Here is a 17,367-nt window from a genome sequence, read left to right on the forward strand (position 1 = left end):
TTGCCGCTAGCCAAGTACCGCACTTTCTAAGCCAACACCGGCTCCTACCGACATGACCCCCCACCCCATCCGCTCCCAATACGAAGACTTCATGCGCCACGTCGACACGACGGGCGTGCAAAAGGGCGACCGCACCGGCACCGGCACCAAGAGCGTGTTCGGCTACCAGATGCGCTTCGACCTCCACGAGGGCTTCCCGCTGGTCACCACCAAGAAGGTGCACCTGAAGTCCATCATCCAGGAACTGCTGTGGTTCCTGACCGGGTCGAGCGACAACAACTGGCTCAAGGCGCGCGGCGTCACCATCTGGGACGAGTGGGCGCGCGAGGACGGCGACCTGGGTCCGGTCTACGGCGTCCAGTGGCGCAGTTGGCCGACGCCGGACGGCGGCCACGTCGACCAGATCCAGCAGGTGATCGACACGCTCAAGAGCAACCCGGATTCGCGCCGCATCATCGTCAGCGCCTGGAACGTGGCCGAGCTGTCGAAGATGGCGCTGATGCCTTGCCACGCCTTCTTCCAGTTCTACGTGGCGCCGCCGCAGGCGCCGGGCGAACGCGGCAAGCTCAGCTGCCAGCTCTACCAGCGCAGCGCCGACATCTTCCTGGGCGTGCCCTTCAACATCGCGAGCTATGCCCTGCTCACGCACATGGTGGCGCAGCAATGCGACCTGGACGTCGGCGACTTCATCTGGACCGGCGGCGACTGCCACATCTACAGCAACCATGCCGAACAGGTGGCACTGCAGCTGAGCCGCCAGCCCCTGCCTTACCCGACGTTGCACATCAAGCGCAAGCCGGCCTCGATCTTCGACTACCAGTACGAGGACTTCGAAGTGGTCGGCTACGAGCACCATCCCGCCATCAAGGCGCCCGTGGCGGTCTGAACGCGATGCGCATCAACCTGATCCTCGCGCGCGCCGCCAACGGCGTGATCGGCCTCGACGGCACGATGCCCTGGCATCTGCCCGAGGACATGGCGCACTTCAAGCGCGTGACCGCGGGCGCGCCCGTGGTCATGGGCCGCAAGACCTGGGACTCGATCCCGCCGCGCTTCCGGCCGCTCGCCGGCCGCCGCAACATCGTGGTCACGCGCAACGCCGAGTGGCGGGCCGAAGGCGCCGAGCGGGCGGGCAGCCTCGAGGAGGCGATCGCCCTTTGCGAGCGCGGGCAGGCCACCGAAGCCTGGGTGGTGGGCGGCGCGCAGATCTATGCCGAGGCCGAGCCGCTCGCCCAGCGCGTGGTGCTGACCGAGATCGACCGCGACTACGACGGCGACGCCTGGGCACCCGAATTCGGCGCCGGCTGGCAGCAGACCGCGCGCGAGTCCCACGTCGCGGCGAACGGACTTCCGTTCAGCTTCGTCACGCTCGAGCGACGCTGAAAGCGCTGCTTCGCCGACCGTTCACTCATCGCCGCATCATGAAAATCGCCACCTGGAACGTCAATTCCCTCACCGCCCGCCTGCAGCACGTGCTCGACTGGCTGATCGCCAATCCGGTCGACGTGCTGTGCCTGCAGGAGCTCAAGATGAGCGACGACAAGTTCCCGCTTGAAGTGCTCAAATCGGCCGGCTACGATGCGGCCGTGTTCGGCCAGAAAACCTACAACGGGGTCGCGATCCTGAGCCTGGCGCCGGTGCGCGACGTGCTGAAGAACATCGGCGGGTTCACCGACGAGCATTCGCGCGTCATCAGCGCGACCATCGACACGCCGGCCGGCGAGCTGCGCATCGTCAACGGCTACTTCGTCAACGGACAGGCGCCCGGCAGCGACAAGTTCGCCTACAAGATGAAGTGGCTCGATGGCCTGCACGACTGGCTCAAGCAGGAACTGGTCGCCCATCCGAATCTCGTGCTGCTCGGCGATTTCAACGTCGCGCCCGAAGACCGCGACAGCTACGACCCGGTCGGACTCGCCGAGACCATTCACCACACGACCCAGGAGCGCGACCACTTCAAGGCCCTGCTTGCGCTCGGCCTGACCGACAGCTTCCGCCTGTTCGAACAGCCGCCCAAGAGCTATTCGTGGTGGGACTACCGGATGCTCGGCTACCAGAAGAACCGCGGCCTGCGCATCGATCACATCCTCGTGAGCGAGCCGCTGGTGCCGCGCGTGACGGGCTGCGTGATCGATCGCGTGCCGCGCAAGTGGGAGAAGCCGAGCGACCACGCGCCGGTGATCCTCGAGCTCGACCCATGAGATGCGCTGCCCTTCTTGCCGCCCTGGCCGCGGCGCTCGCAATCGGCGGCTGCGGCGCGCTGAAGCCGGTCGCGAAGAGCGACTCGGCCGGCGCCGCGCCGGGCGCAGCGGCCGACGACGGCCCCTCGGCCCAGGTGCCGACCGTGCGCCTCATCACCGCCCAGACACCGGCGGTGCGCACCTACCGCAAGATCGGTGCGGCCTACATCTACAAGAAGTACCCGCAGCGCATCTACAAGGGCAAGATTCCGCCGCTGGTGTACGCCGTGGTGGTCACCGAGACCGACATCGACGCCACCGGACGCGTCACCGGCGTGTACTTCAGCCGCACGCCCAGCCACGCGCCCGAAGTCAGCGGCATGATCGCCGAACTGATCAAGGAGGCGTCGCCGCTGCCGAACCCGGGCAAGCTCGGCGCCCACACCTATGTCGACACCTGGCTGTGGGACAAGAGCGGGCAGTTCCAGCTCGACACGCTGACCCTGGGCCAGCGAAATCGTTGAGCTATTCCAGGCCGAGTTCCTGGATCTTGCGCGTGATGGTGTTGCGGCCGATGCCGAGCTTCTGAGCCGCCTCGATGCGGCGGCCGCGCGTGCTGGCCAGCGCCGTGAGGATCAGGCGCGACTCGAAGCGGCGCGACAGCGCGTCCCAGACGTCGGTGCGACCCGCGGCCAGCATGCTCTGCGCCTCGAGTTCCAGGCCGCCCTCCCACGCCAGTGCCGGCAGCGCAGCGGCCGAGGCGGCAGGCGCCGCCGCGACCGGCGATCCGGCCATCGCCACGGCGGCCTCGCGCTCGGTCGTCTCCTCCACCGGCGCGGCAGCCGCATGCGGCTCCGCGACCGCCGTCGCCATCACCTCGGGCGGCAGGTCCTTGGCCTCGATCAGCTGCGCCGGCGCCATCACGGTCAGCCAGTGGCAGATGTTTTCGAGCTGGCGCACGTTGCCGGGAAAGCCGAAGGCCGCCAACTGCACCAGCGCCGCATCGGAAATGCGCTTGGGCTCGACGCCCAGCTGCTTGGCGCTCTGCTGCAGGAAGTGCCGCGTGAGCGCCGGCACGTCCTCGCCGCGTTCGCGCAGGGCGGGCAGCCGCAGCCGGATCACGTTGAGCCGATGGAACAGGTCTTCGCGGAAGCCGCCGAGCTTCACGCGCTGCTCCAGATCCTGGTGGGTCGCCGCGATCACGCGCACGTTGGCCTTGACCGAGTTGTGGCCGCCGACGCGGTAGAAATGGCCGTCGCTCAACACGCGCAACAGGCGCGTCTGGAGGTCGAAGGGCATGTCGCCGATCTCGTCGAGGAACAGCGTGCCGCCCTCGGCCTGCTCGAAGCGGCCGCGCCGCATCGTCTGGGCGCCGGTGAAGGCGCCGCGTTCATGGCCGAACAGCTCGCTCTCGAGCAGGTCCTTCGGAATCGCCGCGGTGTTGATCGCGACGAAGGGGCCGCTCGCGCGCGGCGAATGCTTGTGCAGGGCGCGCGCCACCAGCTCCTTGCCGGAGCCCGATTCGCCGGTGATCAGCACCGTCACATTGCTTTGCGACAGCCGCCCGATCGCGCGGAACACGTCCTGCATCGCCGGCGCCTGGCCCAGCATCTCGGGCGCGGCGGCCATGCGCTCCTCGGCCACTTCCTCGCGCTGGCTTTCGTCGACCGCGCGCCGGATCAGTTCGACCGCGCGCGGCAGATCGAAGGGCTTCGGCAGGTATTCGAAGGCGCCGCCCTGGAAGGCCGAGACGGCACTGTCGAGGTCGGAGAAGGCCGTCATGATGATGACCGGCAGGCCCGGATGCCTGGCCTTGATCTTGTCGAGCAGGTCGAGACCCGAGCCGCCCGGCATGCGGATGTCGCTCACCAGGACCTGGGGACCCTGCATCTCGTCGTCGGCCGCCGCGTCGAGGGCGGCGAGCACATCGCGCGTGTTGGTGAAGCTACGGGTCGGCAGGTCCTCGCGCAGCAGCGCCTTTTCCAGCACGAAGCGGATTGATTGATCATCATCCACTATCCAGATCGGCTTCATGCAGCTCCTTGTTGCTTGGCTGCTAGGGCAGCGGTATCAGTATCTTGAAATCGGTCCGTCCCGGGACGCTGTCGCACTCGATCACGCCATGATGCTGCTGTACGAAAGTCTGCGCCAGCGTCAATCCCAAGCCTGTCCCGCCTTCCCTGCCCGACACCAGCGGATAGAAAATGCGGTCCTTGATCGCGTCCGGCACGCCCGGTCCGTTGTCGATGACATGCAATTCCAGTGCCAGTCGATACCACTGCTTGTTGAAGATGACCTGGCGCGCGATGCGGGTCTTGAAAGTGATCTGCGCATCGCCCGCGGCGCGCCGCTCGGCGAGCGCCTGGGCGGCGTTGTGGACGATGTTGAGCGTGGCCTGGATCAGCTGCTCGCGGTCGCCGCGGAATTCCGGGATCGACACGTCGAAGTCGCGCTCGATGTGCAGGTCGCGCGGAAACTCCGCCAGGATCACCGAACGCACGCGCTCGCAGACCTCGTGGATGTTGACGTCGCCCACCACGTGCGGGCGCCGGTGCGGCGCCAGCAGCCGGTCGACCAGCGTCTGCAGCCGGTCGGCCTCGTGGATGATGACCTGCGTGTACTCGATCAGGTCGCGCGACTCGACCTCCATCTGCAGCAGCTGCGCCGCGCCGCGGATACCGCCGAGCGGGTTCTTGATCTCGTGCGCGAGGTTGCGGATCAGTTCCTTGTTGGCCTGCGCCTGGTCGAGCAGCCGCTCCTCGCGATCTTGCCGCACCTGCTGCTCGAGCGGCGTCATCTCGATGATCAGTTCGCCGGCCTTGTCGCTCTGCGCCAGCGTCACCAGCACCGGCATCAGGTCGTGGTTGACGCGCCGGAGCAGGGCCTCGTAGCGCAGCGTGGCGAAGTCGTTGCTGCGGGCGCCGTCGATCGCGGTGCGCAGCACCTGGGGCTCCTGGAAGCAGGCGCCGAACTGCGAGCCCTCGAGCGTGCGGCGCGAGGTGCCCAGCGCATCCTCGAGGCCCGAGTTGGCGAACAGCACCGAGCCGTCCGCCCGGACCACCGCGATGAGCGTCGACAGCAGGTCGAAGGCCTGGAAGCGCTTGCCGGGTCCCGCCGATTTGCCAAAGGCCATTCGGTCAGCGATTCACCGGCGGCAGACGGCCGATCTCGCGCTGCAGGCCTGCGATGTCGCTCTCGTTGCGGGCGATCTCGGCCTTCATGTCGGACACCCGATCGAGATACTTCTGGTAATTCTTGCTTTCGCTGCCCTGCTTCTCGGGCTCGCCGTTGTTGTATTCCCTGAGCAGTTGGGTCTGCCGCTCCTGCGCCTTGCGAAGTTCGGCCTCGAGCACCGAGCGGGCCTCGCCGTCGCGCGCGCGCTGGTCGACGCCGTCGACCCGAGGGCTGCCCGCCGGCGCCCGCGCCGCCGCGCCGGGAGCCGCCGGCGCGGCCGAGGCGACCGGCCGCGTGCCCTGCACGATGGTCAGGTTGCCGCCCTCCATCACCTTGCAGCCGCGCTGCTGGGCAATGGCCGCGTTGTTGGTGTATTCGTTGCCGCAGCGCCAGACGCGCTCTTGCTGCGCCTGGGCCTGCAAGGGCACGCCGGCCGCCGCCAGGGCGGTCAGCAGGAAAACAGAGAGAGTCTTCATGGTCTTGGGTGTAGTGCGCCGCAAAACGGCATTTTCATGCAATTCGAAACCGATTCGGCGCAGATGTTCCCGCCCAATGGAAAAGGACGGCCGAGGCCGTCCTTTTTAACGCTCCGGACGCGAGCCCGGATTCCATTCAGCTTACAAGGAGTAGTACATGTCGAACTCGACCGGATGGGTGGCCATCCGGAAGCGCGTGACTTCCTGCATCTTGAGGTCGATGTAGGCATCGATGTACGAATCGGTGAACACGCCGCCCTTGGTCAGGAAGGCGCGGTCCTTGTCGAGGTACTCGAGCGCCTGGTCGAGGCTGTGGCAGACGGTCGGGATCAGCGCGTCTTCTTCCGGCGGCAGGTGGTACAGGTCCTTGCTGGCGGCTTCGCCCGGATGGATCTTGTTTTCCACGCCGTCGAGGCCGGCCATCAGCAGCGCCGCGAAGCCGAGGTACGGGTTCATCAGCGGATCCGGGAAGCGCGCTTCGACGCGGCGGCCCTTCGGGTTCGCCACGAACGGGATGCGGATCGAGGCCGAGCGGTTCTTGGCCGAATAGGCCAGCTTCACCGGGGCTTCGAAGCCGGGCACCAGGCGCTTGTAGCTGTTGGTGCCGGGGTTCGTGATGGCGTTCAGCGCGCGGGCGTGCTTGATGATGCCGCCGATGTAGTGCAGCGCGAAGTCGCTCAGGCCGGCGTAGCCGTCGCCGGCGAACAGGTTCTTGCCGTCCTTCCAGACCGACTGGTGGACGTGCATGCCGGAGCCGTTGTCGCCCACGATCGGCTTGGGCATGAACGTGGCGGTCTTGCCGTAGGCGTGGGCCACGTTGTGGATCACGTACTTCTGCAGCTGGACCCAGTCGGCGCGCTGGATCAGCGTGCTGAACTTGGTGCCGATTTCCATCTGGCCGGCGTTGGCCACTTCATGGTGATGCACTTCGACTGGGATGCCGAGCGATTCGAGCACCAGGCACATCTCGGAGCGCATGTCCTGGAAGCTGTCGACCGGCGGCACCGGGAAGTAACCGCCCTTGACCGCCGGACGGTGGCCGGTGTTGCCGTGCTCGAATTCCTTGCCGGTGTTCCAGGCCGCTTCCTCGGACTCGATCTTGACCGAGCAGCCCGACATGTCGTTCTGCCAGCGCACACCGTCGAACACGAAGAACTCGGGTTCCGGTCCGAAGAAGGCGGTGTCGCCGAGGCCCGAGGCCTTCATGTAGGCTTCGGCGCGCTTGGCCAGCGAGCGCGGGTCGCGTTCGTAGGGCTTGCCGTCCGTAGGATCGACCACGTCGCAGGTCAGGATCAGCGTCGTTTCTTCGAAGAAAGGATCGATATTGGCCGTATTGGGATCGGGCATGAGTTGCATGTCCGACGCTTCGATGCCCTTCCAACCGGCGATCGAGGAGCCATCGAAGGCATGGCCCGACGTGAACTTGTCTTCATCGAAATGCGAGACAGGCACGGTCACGTGCTGCTCCTTGCCGCGGGTATCGGTGAAGCGGAAATCGACGAACTTGACCTCGTTTTCCTTCACGAGTTTGAGTACGTCGGCGACGGTCTTGGCCATCAGGTTCTCCTTGGTATGGACAGGGGGTTGGAAGTACGGGATTCGGAATGCAGTTTCTATGCCATTGTCACTGCCGCGAGCGAGGCCTTGGCGCCCTCGCGGGCACCCAAAACAAGGCAATTTGTAACCACTTTGGTGCGCTTCGTCTCAACGCACCATTTCGGGGCCTAGTCGCACCCCAAAGGCGTGCAGGCCCGCGATCAGCTGCGCGTAGGCGGCTTCGATCCGGCTCGCATCGCCCTTGACGCCGAGTTCGATATGGCGCCCGTGCTGCGGATGGTCGACGCTCGGCAGGCTGAACACCTTGATGCCTGCGTGCTCCCGCTCGATGGTTTCCATGAGCGGGGTCAGCGTCGCCTCCATGGCGCCATAGACGATCACCGATTTCTCGGCGGCACGGCCGCGCGCGAACAGTTCGGCGTAGCGGCCGTCCAGCACCGACTCGATCATCGGCCAGGCCATCACCGGGAAGCCCGGCACGAAGTGAACGTCGCCGATGCTGAAGCCCGGGATCTTGTTGTAGGTGTTGGGGATGATGCGGGCGCCGAGCGGGAACACACCCATGTTGAGGCGATGGATGTTGTCCGGACGGTCGGGCTCGTAGACCGTGCCCTGCTCGCGCGCCGTGTCCTGCATGCGCTCGCGGATCAGCGCCTCGGCCTCGGGGTGCAGCGCCAGCGGCACGCCCAGCGCCGCCGCCGCGCACTGGCGCGTGTGGTCGTCGGGCGTGGCACCGATGCCGCCGGTGGAAAACACGATGTCGCCGGATGCGAAGGCGCGGCCCAGCGCCGCGGTGATGCGAACCGGCACGTCGCCCACGTACTCCGCCCAGTCCAGCTCGAGCCCGCGCTCGGCGAGCAGCTCGATCACCTTGGGCATGTGCTTGTCGACGCGCTTGCCTGAAAGTATCTCGTCGCCGACGACGACCAATCCGAAAGAACGACTCATTGTGAAACCTCCGCGCTGCGCGCTGCGGTATTCGCCTTGGGAACGGCCCTGCGGCTCATGGCGCACTCCATTGGCTCGCGGCCGCGCCGGCATCCGCCAGCTCGGCCGTGGAAGTTGATATGGCGGCCGCCGCCCGCTGCGCGCGCAACTGGGCCAGTGCATCGAGGCAGTAATGCGCGAACCACAGCGCCGAAAAGGCGAACACCAGCGTATAGATCCAGATCGCCAGCGGCGCCAGCACGAAGAAGGCGGCGGCGAACAGCAGGCCCGAGGCCCAGACGATGCTCGGCGCCGCGCCGAGGTAGCCGCACAGCACACCGATGCCGAGCAGCGGCAGCCGGTGCGTGCGCAGCAGCGTGTCGCGCTCCTCCGGGCTCGCATGCTCGGCCAGGGCATCGAAGCTCATCACGCGGTAGGTCAGCCAGCCCCAGATCAGCGGCGGAAGAATGAGCACCAGCGGCGGGATCAGCCAGAGCGGCATCGACACCACCAGCGCCAGCAGCGCCAGCGCCGTCAACCCGAGCGAGCGGGCCACGCTGCCGAAGAAGGAAGCCCCCTTCTTCTGTTCCAGGTTCGCGAAGCGCCGCTCGGCCACCAGGCGCGTCAGCGCCGGCGCCATGACGCCCGCCACGACCAGCAGCGACACCACCACGATCAGCGGTGTGGCGGCGAAGACGACCACCAGCGGCGCCAGCATGGCCGTGACGTCGCCCGAGAAGAAGTGTCCGATCCAGGCCCAGAAGCCGGCCAGCAAGGGCCAGGCATCGAGCGCCGCACGGGTCCAGGCGACTGCGGGATCCCAGTAGAAATAGCCGAGCACGGCCGCCAGCGCGACCATGAGGCCGAGCGGCAGCAGCGACAGCAGGATCACCCGCGGGTGCAGGCAGTAGGCGACCGATCGCCAGAAGGAATCGAGGAGAAGACGCATCGGGTGCCGAGGATACCCTCAGCCCTTGCCGACCAGGCGGCGCATGCCGAGCCATTGCTGGGCCCAGAAGCCGCGCCCGTAGTCGCGCACCTGGCCGCGCTCGTCCGGCTCGACCTGGTCGCGGATGCCGGTGGCGTCGTAGCGATCCTCGAAATTGACGGTCCGGAAGAGCATGTCCCACCACGGCAACAGCACGCCGAAGTTGTGGCCGCCCAGCGTCTTCGGCCCCCCGGACTCGTGGCCGATGCCGATGCTGTGGTGCAGGCGATGAAAGCGCGGGCTGATCCACAGGCGTTCGCCTATGGCACCGAAGCTCACGCGCAGATTGGCGTGCTGCAGGCTCTCGCTGAGCTGCGTGAAGGCGACGATCGCAATGAACTGTCCCGGCGCCACGCCGATCAGCTGCGCGACGACGACGATGATCGTGTCGTGGATCAGGTCGTCGAGCAGATGGTTGCGGTTGTCGCTCCACATCGTCATCTGGCGCTGGGAGTGGTGCAGCGAATGCAGCGCCCACCACCAGCGGAAGCGGTGCTGGCCGCGGTGGATCAGGTACTCGACCCCGTCCAGCACCACCAGGTAGATCAGGAACGCGATCCACGGCACGTCGGTCACGCCGGGCCAGAGTTCGTCCAGGTGGGCCGAGCCCCAGCCGGCCGTGCGAACCATGCCCAGCAGGTCGTCGAACAGCGGCTCCACGGCGAAGAACATCGCCAGCCGGAACAGTCCGAGCCGGTGGATCAGCGTGTAGAGGATGTCGGTGCGGACCGCGCGCCGGTCGACCAGCGGCTCGGCCGGCCGCCAGCGCTGCAGCGGCCCGATCACCGCGACCAGCACGGCGATCTGGATCACGCCGACCAGCAGCCAGCCGGTGGCATCGAAGGCGTCCTCGACCCAGCCGCCGAGCCCGACGGCGTAGACCAGCGGCTGCACCGCCGTTTCGAACAGCCACTGCTGCAGGGTCGCGAATTGATCGGTGAGCCAGTCCATTGGCGTGCGATTCCGGTCGAGGACCGAAGGTTCAGGAATGGGCCGCGATCCAGCCACGATAGGCCGGATGCTGCCGCAGCGTCTCGAAACAATAGCCCTTGGCCTTGAGCCCGACGATCAGCGGCTCCAGGTCGGCCGGCGCCCACGGGTCCTTGCGCGACCAGATGCCCAGGTGGGCGAGCAGGATGTCGCCGGGCCGGATCTTGTCGAGCGCCTGCGCCAGCAGCAGCTCATTGCTGAATTTCTCGCTCGGCAGCTCGTCGCCCAGGAAACCCGCCGGCGCCCAGGCCACATGTTCGTAGCCGCAGCCCTTGGCCGCTGCGAGCAGCCGCGGCGAGGTCTTCCCGCCCGGCGCGCGGAACAGCGGCAGCGGCTTCTTGCCCGTGATGAGCTGCAGCCGCTCGGAGGACTTGGCGATGTTGGCGCAGTACTGCGCCGCATCCCAGGTGAACTCGCGGCCGGCAAAGGCGCCGGCTGTTGGACGGATGCGGAAACGCGGCTCGACGCCCTTGACGTCGCCCCGCCAATAGGCGTGGTCGTAGGTGTGGGAGGCGAATTCGTGGCCCTCGGCCGCCCTCGCCTTCCACCACGGCGCCCAATGGTTGTCCAGGCTGTCGCCGTCGGTCTGCGTGCGCTCCGCGGCGGCGAAGAAGGTCGCGCGCACGTCCTGGCGCTTGAGCACTTCGGCCACCAGCGGGGCGACGCCCATGTGGCCGGTATCGAAGGTGAGGTAGACCGGCTTGGCGCAGCCCTGGGCCCACACCGCGCCGGACGCCGCGCCGGCCGCGACCAGCAGCCAGGCCGAGGCGACCCTACGACTTCGCATGGTCGAGCGTCCAGACGCCGTGCGGCGAACGCCCGACGTTGACCTGCCGCACCACCTTGCGGCTCGCCAGGTCGACCACGCTGAGCTTCTTGGCCCAGCGCGACGTCACGTAGAGCGTCTTGCCGTCGGCCGAGACGTCCATGCAGTCGGGTCCGCCCGGCACCGGGTAGGTGTCGGTGACCTGCAGCGTCTGCAGGTCGATCCGGCTGATCGTGTTGGCCACGCGGTTGCTGACGAAGACGCTGCGGCCGTCGCCGGCCGAACGGAAGGCGTGCGCGCCCTTGCCGGTGGGAATCTTGCCGACCAGCTTCGGCTGGGTGCCGGCGACGTCGAACACCTGCACGCCGTCGCTCCCGGTCAGGCCGACCAGCAGCGTCTTGCCGTCGTGGAGGCCGAAGATGTCGGCCGGCATCGGGCCGGTGGCCGTGCGCCAGCGGATGGTCTGCGTGGCCAGGTCGACCGCGATCAGCTCGTCGCTGTCCTGCATCGAGACATAGGCCGTGGTGCTCTTGCCGTCGATCCAGATGTGACTGGGGGTCTTGCCGGTCGGAATGCGCTTGACCAGCTTGGGCTCCTTGCCGTCCCAGCGGTAGAGGTCGACGTGGTTCAGGCGGTTGCCCGCGGTGACGAACCACTTCATGTCCGGAGAGAAGCGCAGGTGGTAGGGATCGATGATTCCGTAGACCACGCGCTGGACGTCGGCCGTGCGCGGATTCAGGAAGGTCAGCGAGTCGCCGGCCGAGTTGGCGACGATCAGCGATTGCTCGTCGGGCGTCAGGTAGAGGTGATGCGGCTCCTTGCCGGTCGGAATACGCAGCTTTTCGGTCCAGCCCTTCGGCTCGATCACGCTCACGGTGGCGTCGAGGGAGTTGAGCACGAAGACCGGCGGCGGTTCGGCGGCCTGCGAAGAAAGCGACGCGCAGACAAGCAAAAAGGCCGCGAAACGGCCTGTGAGAGAGGATGTGGAGCGCAAGGGGGAGATTCCGGAGGAGGATTTGCGATCTTAACGATCGACACCGACTGTTGGCTGACCGGCACGCGCAGTTCGCAGCGCTTCCACCTCTTCGGCCCGCAGCCAGCGCCACTGGCCCGGCAGCAGGTCCTCGGACAGCGCCAGCTGGCCGATGCGCGAGCGATGCAGCGCCTCGACCCGGTTGCCCACGGCCGCCAGCATGCGCTTGACCTGGTGGTACTTGCCTTCGGTGAGCGTCAGGCTCAGGTGCAGCGGTCCGGTGAGTTCGCAGGCCGCGGCCCGCACCGGTTTCGGGTCGTCGTCCAGCACCACGCCGGCGAGCAGACGCGCGACCTGGCTCGGGTCGACCGGGTGCTTGGTCGTCACCTCGTAGACCTTCGGCACATGGTGCTTCGGCGACCCCATCCGGTGAATGAACTGGCCGTCGTCGGTCAGGAGCAGCAACCCCGTGGTGTCCTGGTCGAGCCGTCCGATCGCCTGCACGCCCTGGACTGCGCCCTTGTTCGGCCGCAGCCGCAAAGGCGAAGGCAGCAGCGTGTAGATGCTCGGGTAGGTCGAAGGCTTCTGGGAGCACTCGGTACCGGCCGGCTTGTGCAGCATCAGGTACGCCTTCTCGTGGTACTCCCAGGCCGCGCCCTGGACGGTGAAGCGCAGGCCGTCGGTGGCGAAGTCTTCGCCGGGATCGGTGACCGCGGTGCCGCCGACCGACACGAAGCCCTGCTGCACGAGGCCGGCGCAGACCCGTCGCGTGCCGAAGCCCTGGGTGTAGAGGATTTCTTCGAGATACATCAGTAGCCCAGCGCCAGGCCGGTGTTGCGGCGCGGGTCGTTGGCGCCATAGAAACGGTTGGCGCCCACCGGCTTGCCGCCCAGCGAGGGCGCGCCGACGATGATCGCCGCCAGGTGATTGGCGGGCTGCGCCTCGCCGAGGTTGTGGCCCATGCCGACCAGAATCTTGCGAGTGTCCGGCGAGAGCGCGAACGGCTCGACGTTGGTCACGTCCGGCAGCCACTGCTGGTGAAAGCGCGGCGCGTCCACGGCTTCCTGCACATCCATGCCGTAGTCGATCACGTTGAGGATGCTGTGCAGCACCGTCGTGATGATCCGGCTGCCGCCGGGCGTGCCGACCACGAACACCGGCCGGCCGTCCTTGGTGACGATGGTCGGGCTCATCGAGCTCAGCGGCCGCTTGCCGGGTGCAATGGCGTTGGCTTCGCCCTGGACCAGACCGTACATGTTGGGCTCGCCGATCTTCGCCGTGAAGTCGTCCATCTCGTTGTTGAGCAGCACGCCGGTGCCTGCCGCCGTGAGCTTGGCGCCGAACCAGTCGTTCAGGGTGTAGGTGACCGCCACCGCGTTGCCCCATTGGTCGAGGATCGAATAGTGCGTCGTGTTGCTGCCTTCATGCGGCGCGACACCCGGCTTGATGTCCTTGGAGACGCCGGCCCTGGCCGGATCGATGACGGCGCGGATCTTCTCGGCATAGCGCTTGTCGAGCAGGCGATCGACGGGGTTCTTCACGAAATCCGGGTCGCCCAGGTAGCTGTTGCGGTCGACGTAGGCATGGCGCATGGCCTCGATCTGGTAGTGCACCGCCTGCGCCGATCGAAAGCCGAGCTCCTTGAGCGGGTAGCCTTCGAGGATGTTGAGCATTTCGCAGATCGCCACGCCGCCCGAACTCGGCGGCGGCGCCGAGATCACGCGATAGCCGCGGTAGCCGCATTCGATCGGCACCAGCTCACGCGTCTTGTACTGGTCGAGGTCGGCCTGCGTGATCAGTCCCTTGCCCGCCAGGCTGGAGGCCACGATCGCGCTTCCGACCGGCCCCTTGTAGAAGCCGTCCGGGCCGTGGCGGCTGATCGCCTTGAGCGTCTTCGCGAGGTCTTTCTGGACCAGCTTCTGGCCGACCGCGAAGGGCTCGCCCTTGTTCAGGAAGATCGCGGCGGAGGCCGGGTCCTTGCCGAAATCCGTCGTGGCGGTCGCCAGCATGTCGATGTCGCCCTGCTGGAGCACGAAACCACGCTCGGCCAGTGCGATCGACGGCGCGATCAGCACGCCCCGCTTCATGGTGCCGTAGCGCTCGCGCGCCCATTCGAGGCCGGAGACCGTGCCCGGGACGCCGACCGCCAGATGCCCGCGGGTGCTCAGGCCCTTGACGACCTTGCCGTCCTTGTCCAGATACATGTCGGCCGTCGCGGCCAGCGGCGCCTTCTCGCGGAAATCGAGAAAGGTCCTGCGGCCGTCGGCGAGCTGCACGGTCATGAAGCCGCCGCCGCCGAGATTCCCGGCCGCCGGATAGACCACCGCGAGTGCGTAGCCCACGGCCACCGCCGCGTCGATCGCGTTGCCGCCGCGCTTGAGCACCTTGACGCCGACCTGGGTCGCCAGGTGCTGCGCGCTCACGACCATGCCGTTCTCGGCGGCGACCGGGGCCAGGGAGGCGGCCGGCGCAGCCGCGCCAGCCCATGTGAACACCGCGGCGACAACCAGGCGAAGCGCCGAGGTCCACTGAATCTGTTGCATCGAACTTGTCCCCATGGGCCTCCCGGGCCTCTGTGCACGGGACCGCGTGGAGGGTTTGGAACGCAAACGCGGCGCCGATGCAAAACGCATCGGCGCCGCCTTCTTGTATGGTGGAGCTGGGGGGATTTGAACCCCCGTCCGCAAGCCTTCTTCGCGCAGATCTACATGTTTAGCGGTCTGATTTAAGTCTCGCCACCGGTGTCGCGCAGTCGCACGCTACACCGGCCGCCAGCACCCTATTTTCTCGTCCCGACCCAAGGTACCCGGATCGGAGCCAGCCCATGTAGATTATCTTTGCAGCCGGGAGGCGTCAGATTGCTCTAGCGCCCCCTTGCCCAGCCCATCGGCCTGCTGTTGCAAAGCTCACCGGCAATTAAGCGGCGAGTGCGAAACGTTCGTCGTTTGCAGTTAGTTTGTTTGAATCTGTTTTACGAGCGCATTCAGCTCGACATGCCCCGCTGCGATTCCGAACCCACGTCGAAACCAGTGCAGCCCCAAGCAAGCTATTTTAGGCCTGTTTCAGCAACTGCAAGAGCGCCATGGGAGATGAGATCGCTGCATCGGCCTCCCAGCGGGCCACTTCGGCCTGTTCGCCCATGTAGCCGTAGGTGGCGGCCACCGTCCGCATGCCGGCGGCGCGGCCGGCCATGATGTCGCGCTCGTCGTCGCCGACGTAGACACAATGCACGGGCGCCACGCCCAGCCGGCGCGCGGCTTCGAACAGGGGCTCGGGGTGCGGCTTCGCATACGGCGTGGTGTCGCCACTGACGATCGCCCGGGCCGTCTCGAACAGCGGCATCGCACGCGTCAGCGGCGCGGTGAAGCGAACCGACTTGTTGGTGACGACGCCCCACTGCAGCCCGCGTGCGCGCAGCGCCTCGACCAGTTCGGCCACGCCGTCGAAGACTTGCGTGTTGCGCAGCATCCGCGACTCGTAGTTGACGAAGAATTCCTCGCGCAGCGCCGCGAACTCGGGCGCCTCGGGCGTGAGCCCGAAGGCGACCCCCAGCATGCCCCGGGCGCCGGCGCCGGCCATCGGCCGGTAGCGCTCGAGCGGCAGCGAAGGCAGGCCGCGCTCGGTGCGCATCTGGTCCGCCGCGGCACCGAGGTCGGGGGCGCTGTCGATCAGGGTTCCATCCAGGTCGAACAGGACGGCGTCGATACGGCCCTGCATCACAGGGGCGCCGCCGGCTTCTGGGTGGCGAACATGTAGTTGACGCTGGTGTCGCCGCTGAGCCAGTAGCGGCGAGTCAGCGGGTTGTGTTCCAGGCCGCGGGTATGGCGCAGGTCGAGCCCGGCGGCGCGGCAGTGGCCAGCCAGTTCGCTCGGACGGATCAGTTTCTGGTATTCGTGCGTGCCGCGCGGCAGCATGCCGAGCACGTATTCGGCGCCGACGATCGCCAGCATGAAGGCCTTGAGGTTGCGGTTGATGGTCGAGAAGAAGACCCAGCCGCCGGGCTTCGCGAGATCGGCACAGGCCTTGACGACCGAGGCCGGTTCGGGCACGTGTTCGAGCATTTCCATGCAGGTAACGACGTCGAAGCTGGCCGGCTGTTCGGCCGCCAGCGCCTCGGCGCTGACGGCGCGGTACTTGACGCCGCGCGTGCCGGCCTCGAGCGCGTGCAGCTGCGCCACCTTCAGCGCCTTGTCGGCAAGGTCGATCCCCAGCACCTCGGCGCCCTTGCGCGCCATCGAATCGGCCAGGATCCCGCCGCCACAGCCGATGTCGAGCACCTTGCGGCCGCTGATCGGCGAAATGCCGTCGATCCAGTCGAGACGCAGCGGATTAATTTCGTGCAGCGGGCGGAATTCGCTTTCGAGGTCCCACCAACGGTGCGCGAGTTCGGAGAATTTGGCGAGCTCCGCCGGATCGGCATTCACGGTATCAGTCATGCAGCGATTATGAATCGCCGCGAATTGCTTCGGAATCCGGCAGGTCGAAACCAAATGCCGACATCGGATCGACCATAAAAAAACCCCGCCGAGGCGGGGTTTTCTTCAGTGATTCTTGCAAATCACTTGTTGGGGCGGGTACCGACCACTTCGATTTCCACGCGGCGGTTCTTGGCGCGGCCTTCGGCGGTGCGGTTGTCAGCGATCGGCTGGCTCTTGCCCTTGCCTTCGGTGTACACGCGGTTCTTTTCGATGCCCTTCGAGACCAGATAGGCCTTGACGGCTTCAGCGCGGCGGACCGACAGCTTCTGGTTGTACGCCACGGTACCGATCCAGTCGGTGTGACCCACGGCGATGATCACTTCGAGGTTCACGTCCTTGATCTTCGAGACCAGGTCGTCCAGCTTGGCGCGGCCTTCAGGCTTGAGGACGTACTTGTCGAAGTCGAAGAAAGCGTCAGCAGCGAAGGTAACCTTCGAAGCAGCGACGGCCGGGGGAACCGGAGCCGGCGCCGGAGCGGGAGCAGCAGCCACAGGCGGAGCGGGAACGAGCGCACCGTCGCAACCAGCGGCAGCCGTTGCGGGCGTCCAGTTGGCATCGCGCCAGCACAGTTCGTTGGTGCCGTTCTTCCAGACCAGTTCGCCAGTACCGTTTTGCCAGTTGTCGATCGCCGGGCCGCCATTCGCGGCTGTGACACGGGTCTGCGCGCCGGCGGCAGTGGCGAGCGCAGCGACTGCAAACATCATCGCCACTTTATTCAGTTTCTTCATGGTTCTCCTCTTGGGGAAAAAGCCGCAGCCGCGCTGCGAATCAAGGACGCTTTAAGTGACCACCACCCAAAACGTTGAGGTGATTGTGCCATAGGGTCTTTGGCAAACACCCCGGCAGACGCCCCTGAAG

18 protein-coding genes and 1 other RNA gene are annotated in these 17,367 nt (G+C 66.8%); 4 read left to right on the forward strand and 15 right to left on the reverse strand.

The window, feature by feature from the left end; translation table 11 throughout:
- Positions 1–52: 52 nt before the first annotated feature.
- From AB4Z46_RS01020 to AB4Z46_RS01035, 4 genes are read left to right on the forward strand one after another with little or no spacing between them, the layout of a single operon-like run.
- Positions 53–886, forward strand: coding sequence for a thymidylate synthase (locus AB4Z46_RS01020; RefSeq protein WP_442281608.1), 834 nt, complete (start codon positions 53–55; stop codon positions 884–886).
- 5 nt (positions 887–891) lie between these two features.
- Positions 892–1,383 (forward strand): dihydrofolate reductase, encoded by a 492-nt coding sequence (locus AB4Z46_RS01025; RefSeq protein WP_442281609.1) that lies wholly within the window; start codon positions 892–894, stop codon positions 1,381–1,383.
- 38 nt (positions 1,384–1,421) lie between these two features.
- Positions 1,422–2,201, forward strand: a complete 780-nt coding sequence (gene xth, locus AB4Z46_RS01030) for an exodeoxyribonuclease III (protein WP_442281610.1) — start codon at positions 1,422–1,424, stop codon at positions 2,199–2,201.
- Entirely contained in the window at positions 2,198–2,704 is a 507-nt protein-coding gene (locus tag AB4Z46_RS01035; protein ID WP_442281611.1) for a hypothetical protein, read from the forward strand. Before xth ends, AB4Z46_RS01035 begins: the two co-directional genes overlap by 4 nt.
- 1 nt (position 2,705) lies before the next feature.
- Here AB4Z46_RS01035 and ntrC read toward each other — a convergent pair whose 3' ends face one another.
- From ntrC to ompA, 15 genes are all read right to left on the reverse strand, one after another.
- Positions 2,706–4,214 (reverse strand): nitrogen regulation protein NR(I), encoded by a 1,509-nt coding sequence (gene ntrC / locus AB4Z46_RS01040; RefSeq protein WP_442281612.1) that lies wholly within the window; start codon positions 4,212–4,214, stop codon positions 2,706–2,708.
- Between the two features lie 22 nt (positions 4,215–4,236).
- The gene (gene glnL, locus AB4Z46_RS01045) at positions 4,237–5,313 is read right to left on the reverse strand and encodes a nitrogen regulation protein NR(II) (protein WP_442281613.1); all 1,077 of its coding nucleotides are present in this window, start codon (positions 5,311–5,313) and stop codon (positions 4,237–4,239) included.
- A 4-nt stretch (positions 5,314–5,317) separates the two neighbouring features.
- Positions 5,318–5,830 carry a hypothetical protein gene (locus AB4Z46_RS01050; RefSeq protein ID WP_442281614.1) on the reverse strand — a complete coding sequence of 171 codons (513 nt, stop codon included), beginning with the start codon at positions 5,828–5,830 and terminating at the stop codon, positions 5,318–5,320.
- A 141-nt stretch (positions 5,831–5,971) separates the two neighbouring features.
- Complete coding sequence (gene glnA, locus AB4Z46_RS01055) at positions 5,972–7,387, reverse strand: type I glutamate--ammonia ligase (RefSeq protein ID WP_442281615.1); 1,416 nt, start codon at positions 7,385–7,387, stop codon at positions 5,972–5,974.
- A gap of 147 nt (positions 7,388–7,534) precedes the next feature.
- Positions 7,535–8,335 (reverse strand): competence/damage-inducible protein A, encoded by an 801-nt coding sequence (locus AB4Z46_RS01060; protein ID WP_442281616.1) that lies wholly within the window; start codon positions 8,333–8,335, stop codon positions 7,535–7,537.
- A gap of 55 nt (positions 8,336–8,390) precedes the next feature.
- A complete protein-coding gene (locus AB4Z46_RS01065; protein WP_442281617.1) occupies positions 8,391–9,263 on the reverse strand; it encodes an EI24 domain-containing protein in 873 nt (290 codons plus the stop codon).
- A gap of 18 nt (positions 9,264–9,281) precedes the next feature.
- Positions 9,282–10,253 (reverse strand): sterol desaturase family protein, encoded by a 972-nt coding sequence (locus AB4Z46_RS01070; RefSeq protein ID WP_442281618.1) that lies wholly within the window; start codon positions 10,251–10,253, stop codon positions 9,282–9,284.
- A 31-nt stretch (positions 10,254–10,284) separates the two neighbouring features.
- Complete coding sequence (locus AB4Z46_RS01075; RefSeq protein ID WP_442281619.1) at positions 10,285–11,079, reverse strand: polysaccharide deacetylase family protein; 795 nt, start codon at positions 11,077–11,079, stop codon at positions 10,285–10,287.
- Complete coding sequence (locus AB4Z46_RS01080) at positions 11,066–12,010, reverse strand: YVTN family beta-propeller repeat protein (protein ID WP_442281878.1); 945 nt, start codon at positions 12,008–12,010, stop codon at positions 11,066–11,068. The genes AB4Z46_RS01075 and AB4Z46_RS01080 overlap by 14 nt, the downstream gene beginning before the upstream one ends.
- Before the next feature lie 72 nt (positions 12,011–12,082).
- On the reverse strand, positions 12,083–12,841 hold the full coding sequence (locus AB4Z46_RS01085) for a 16S rRNA pseudouridine(516) synthase (protein ID WP_442281620.1): 759 nt from the start codon (positions 12,839–12,841) through the stop codon (positions 12,083–12,085).
- Complete coding sequence (ggt, locus tag AB4Z46_RS01090; protein WP_442281621.1) at positions 12,841–14,574, reverse strand: gamma-glutamyltransferase; 1,734 nt, start codon at positions 14,572–14,574, stop codon at positions 12,841–12,843. Before ggt ends, AB4Z46_RS01085 begins: the two co-directional genes overlap by 1 nt.
- Positions 14,575–14,682: 108 nt before the next feature.
- Positions 14,683–15,070, reverse strand: a transfer-messenger RNA (tmRNA) gene (gene ssrA, locus AB4Z46_RS01095).
- 12 nt (positions 15,071–15,082) lie between these two features.
- The gene (gph, locus tag AB4Z46_RS01100) at positions 15,083–15,748 is read right to left on the reverse strand and encodes a phosphoglycolate phosphatase (protein ID WP_442281622.1); all 666 of its coding nucleotides are present in this window, start codon (positions 15,746–15,748) and stop codon (positions 15,083–15,085) included.
- Positions 15,748–16,467, reverse strand: coding sequence for a bifunctional 2-polyprenyl-6-hydroxyphenol methylase/3-demethylubiquinol 3-O-methyltransferase UbiG (ubiG, locus tag AB4Z46_RS01105; protein ID WP_442281623.1), 720 nt, complete (start codon positions 16,465–16,467; stop codon positions 15,748–15,750). The genes gph and ubiG overlap by 1 nt, the downstream gene beginning before the upstream one ends.
- A 122-nt stretch (positions 16,468–16,589) precedes the next feature.
- Entirely contained in the window at positions 16,590–17,237 is a 648-nt protein-coding gene (ompA, locus tag AB4Z46_RS01110; RefSeq protein WP_442281624.1) for an outer membrane protein OmpA, read from the reverse strand.
- Between the last annotated feature and the right edge of the window lie 130 nt (positions 17,238–17,367).

The sequence above is a fragment of the Variovorax sp. M-6 genome (assembly GCF_052114385.1).
Taxonomy (GTDB): domain Bacteria; phylum Pseudomonadota; class Gammaproteobacteria; order Burkholderiales; family Burkholderiaceae_C; genus Variovorax.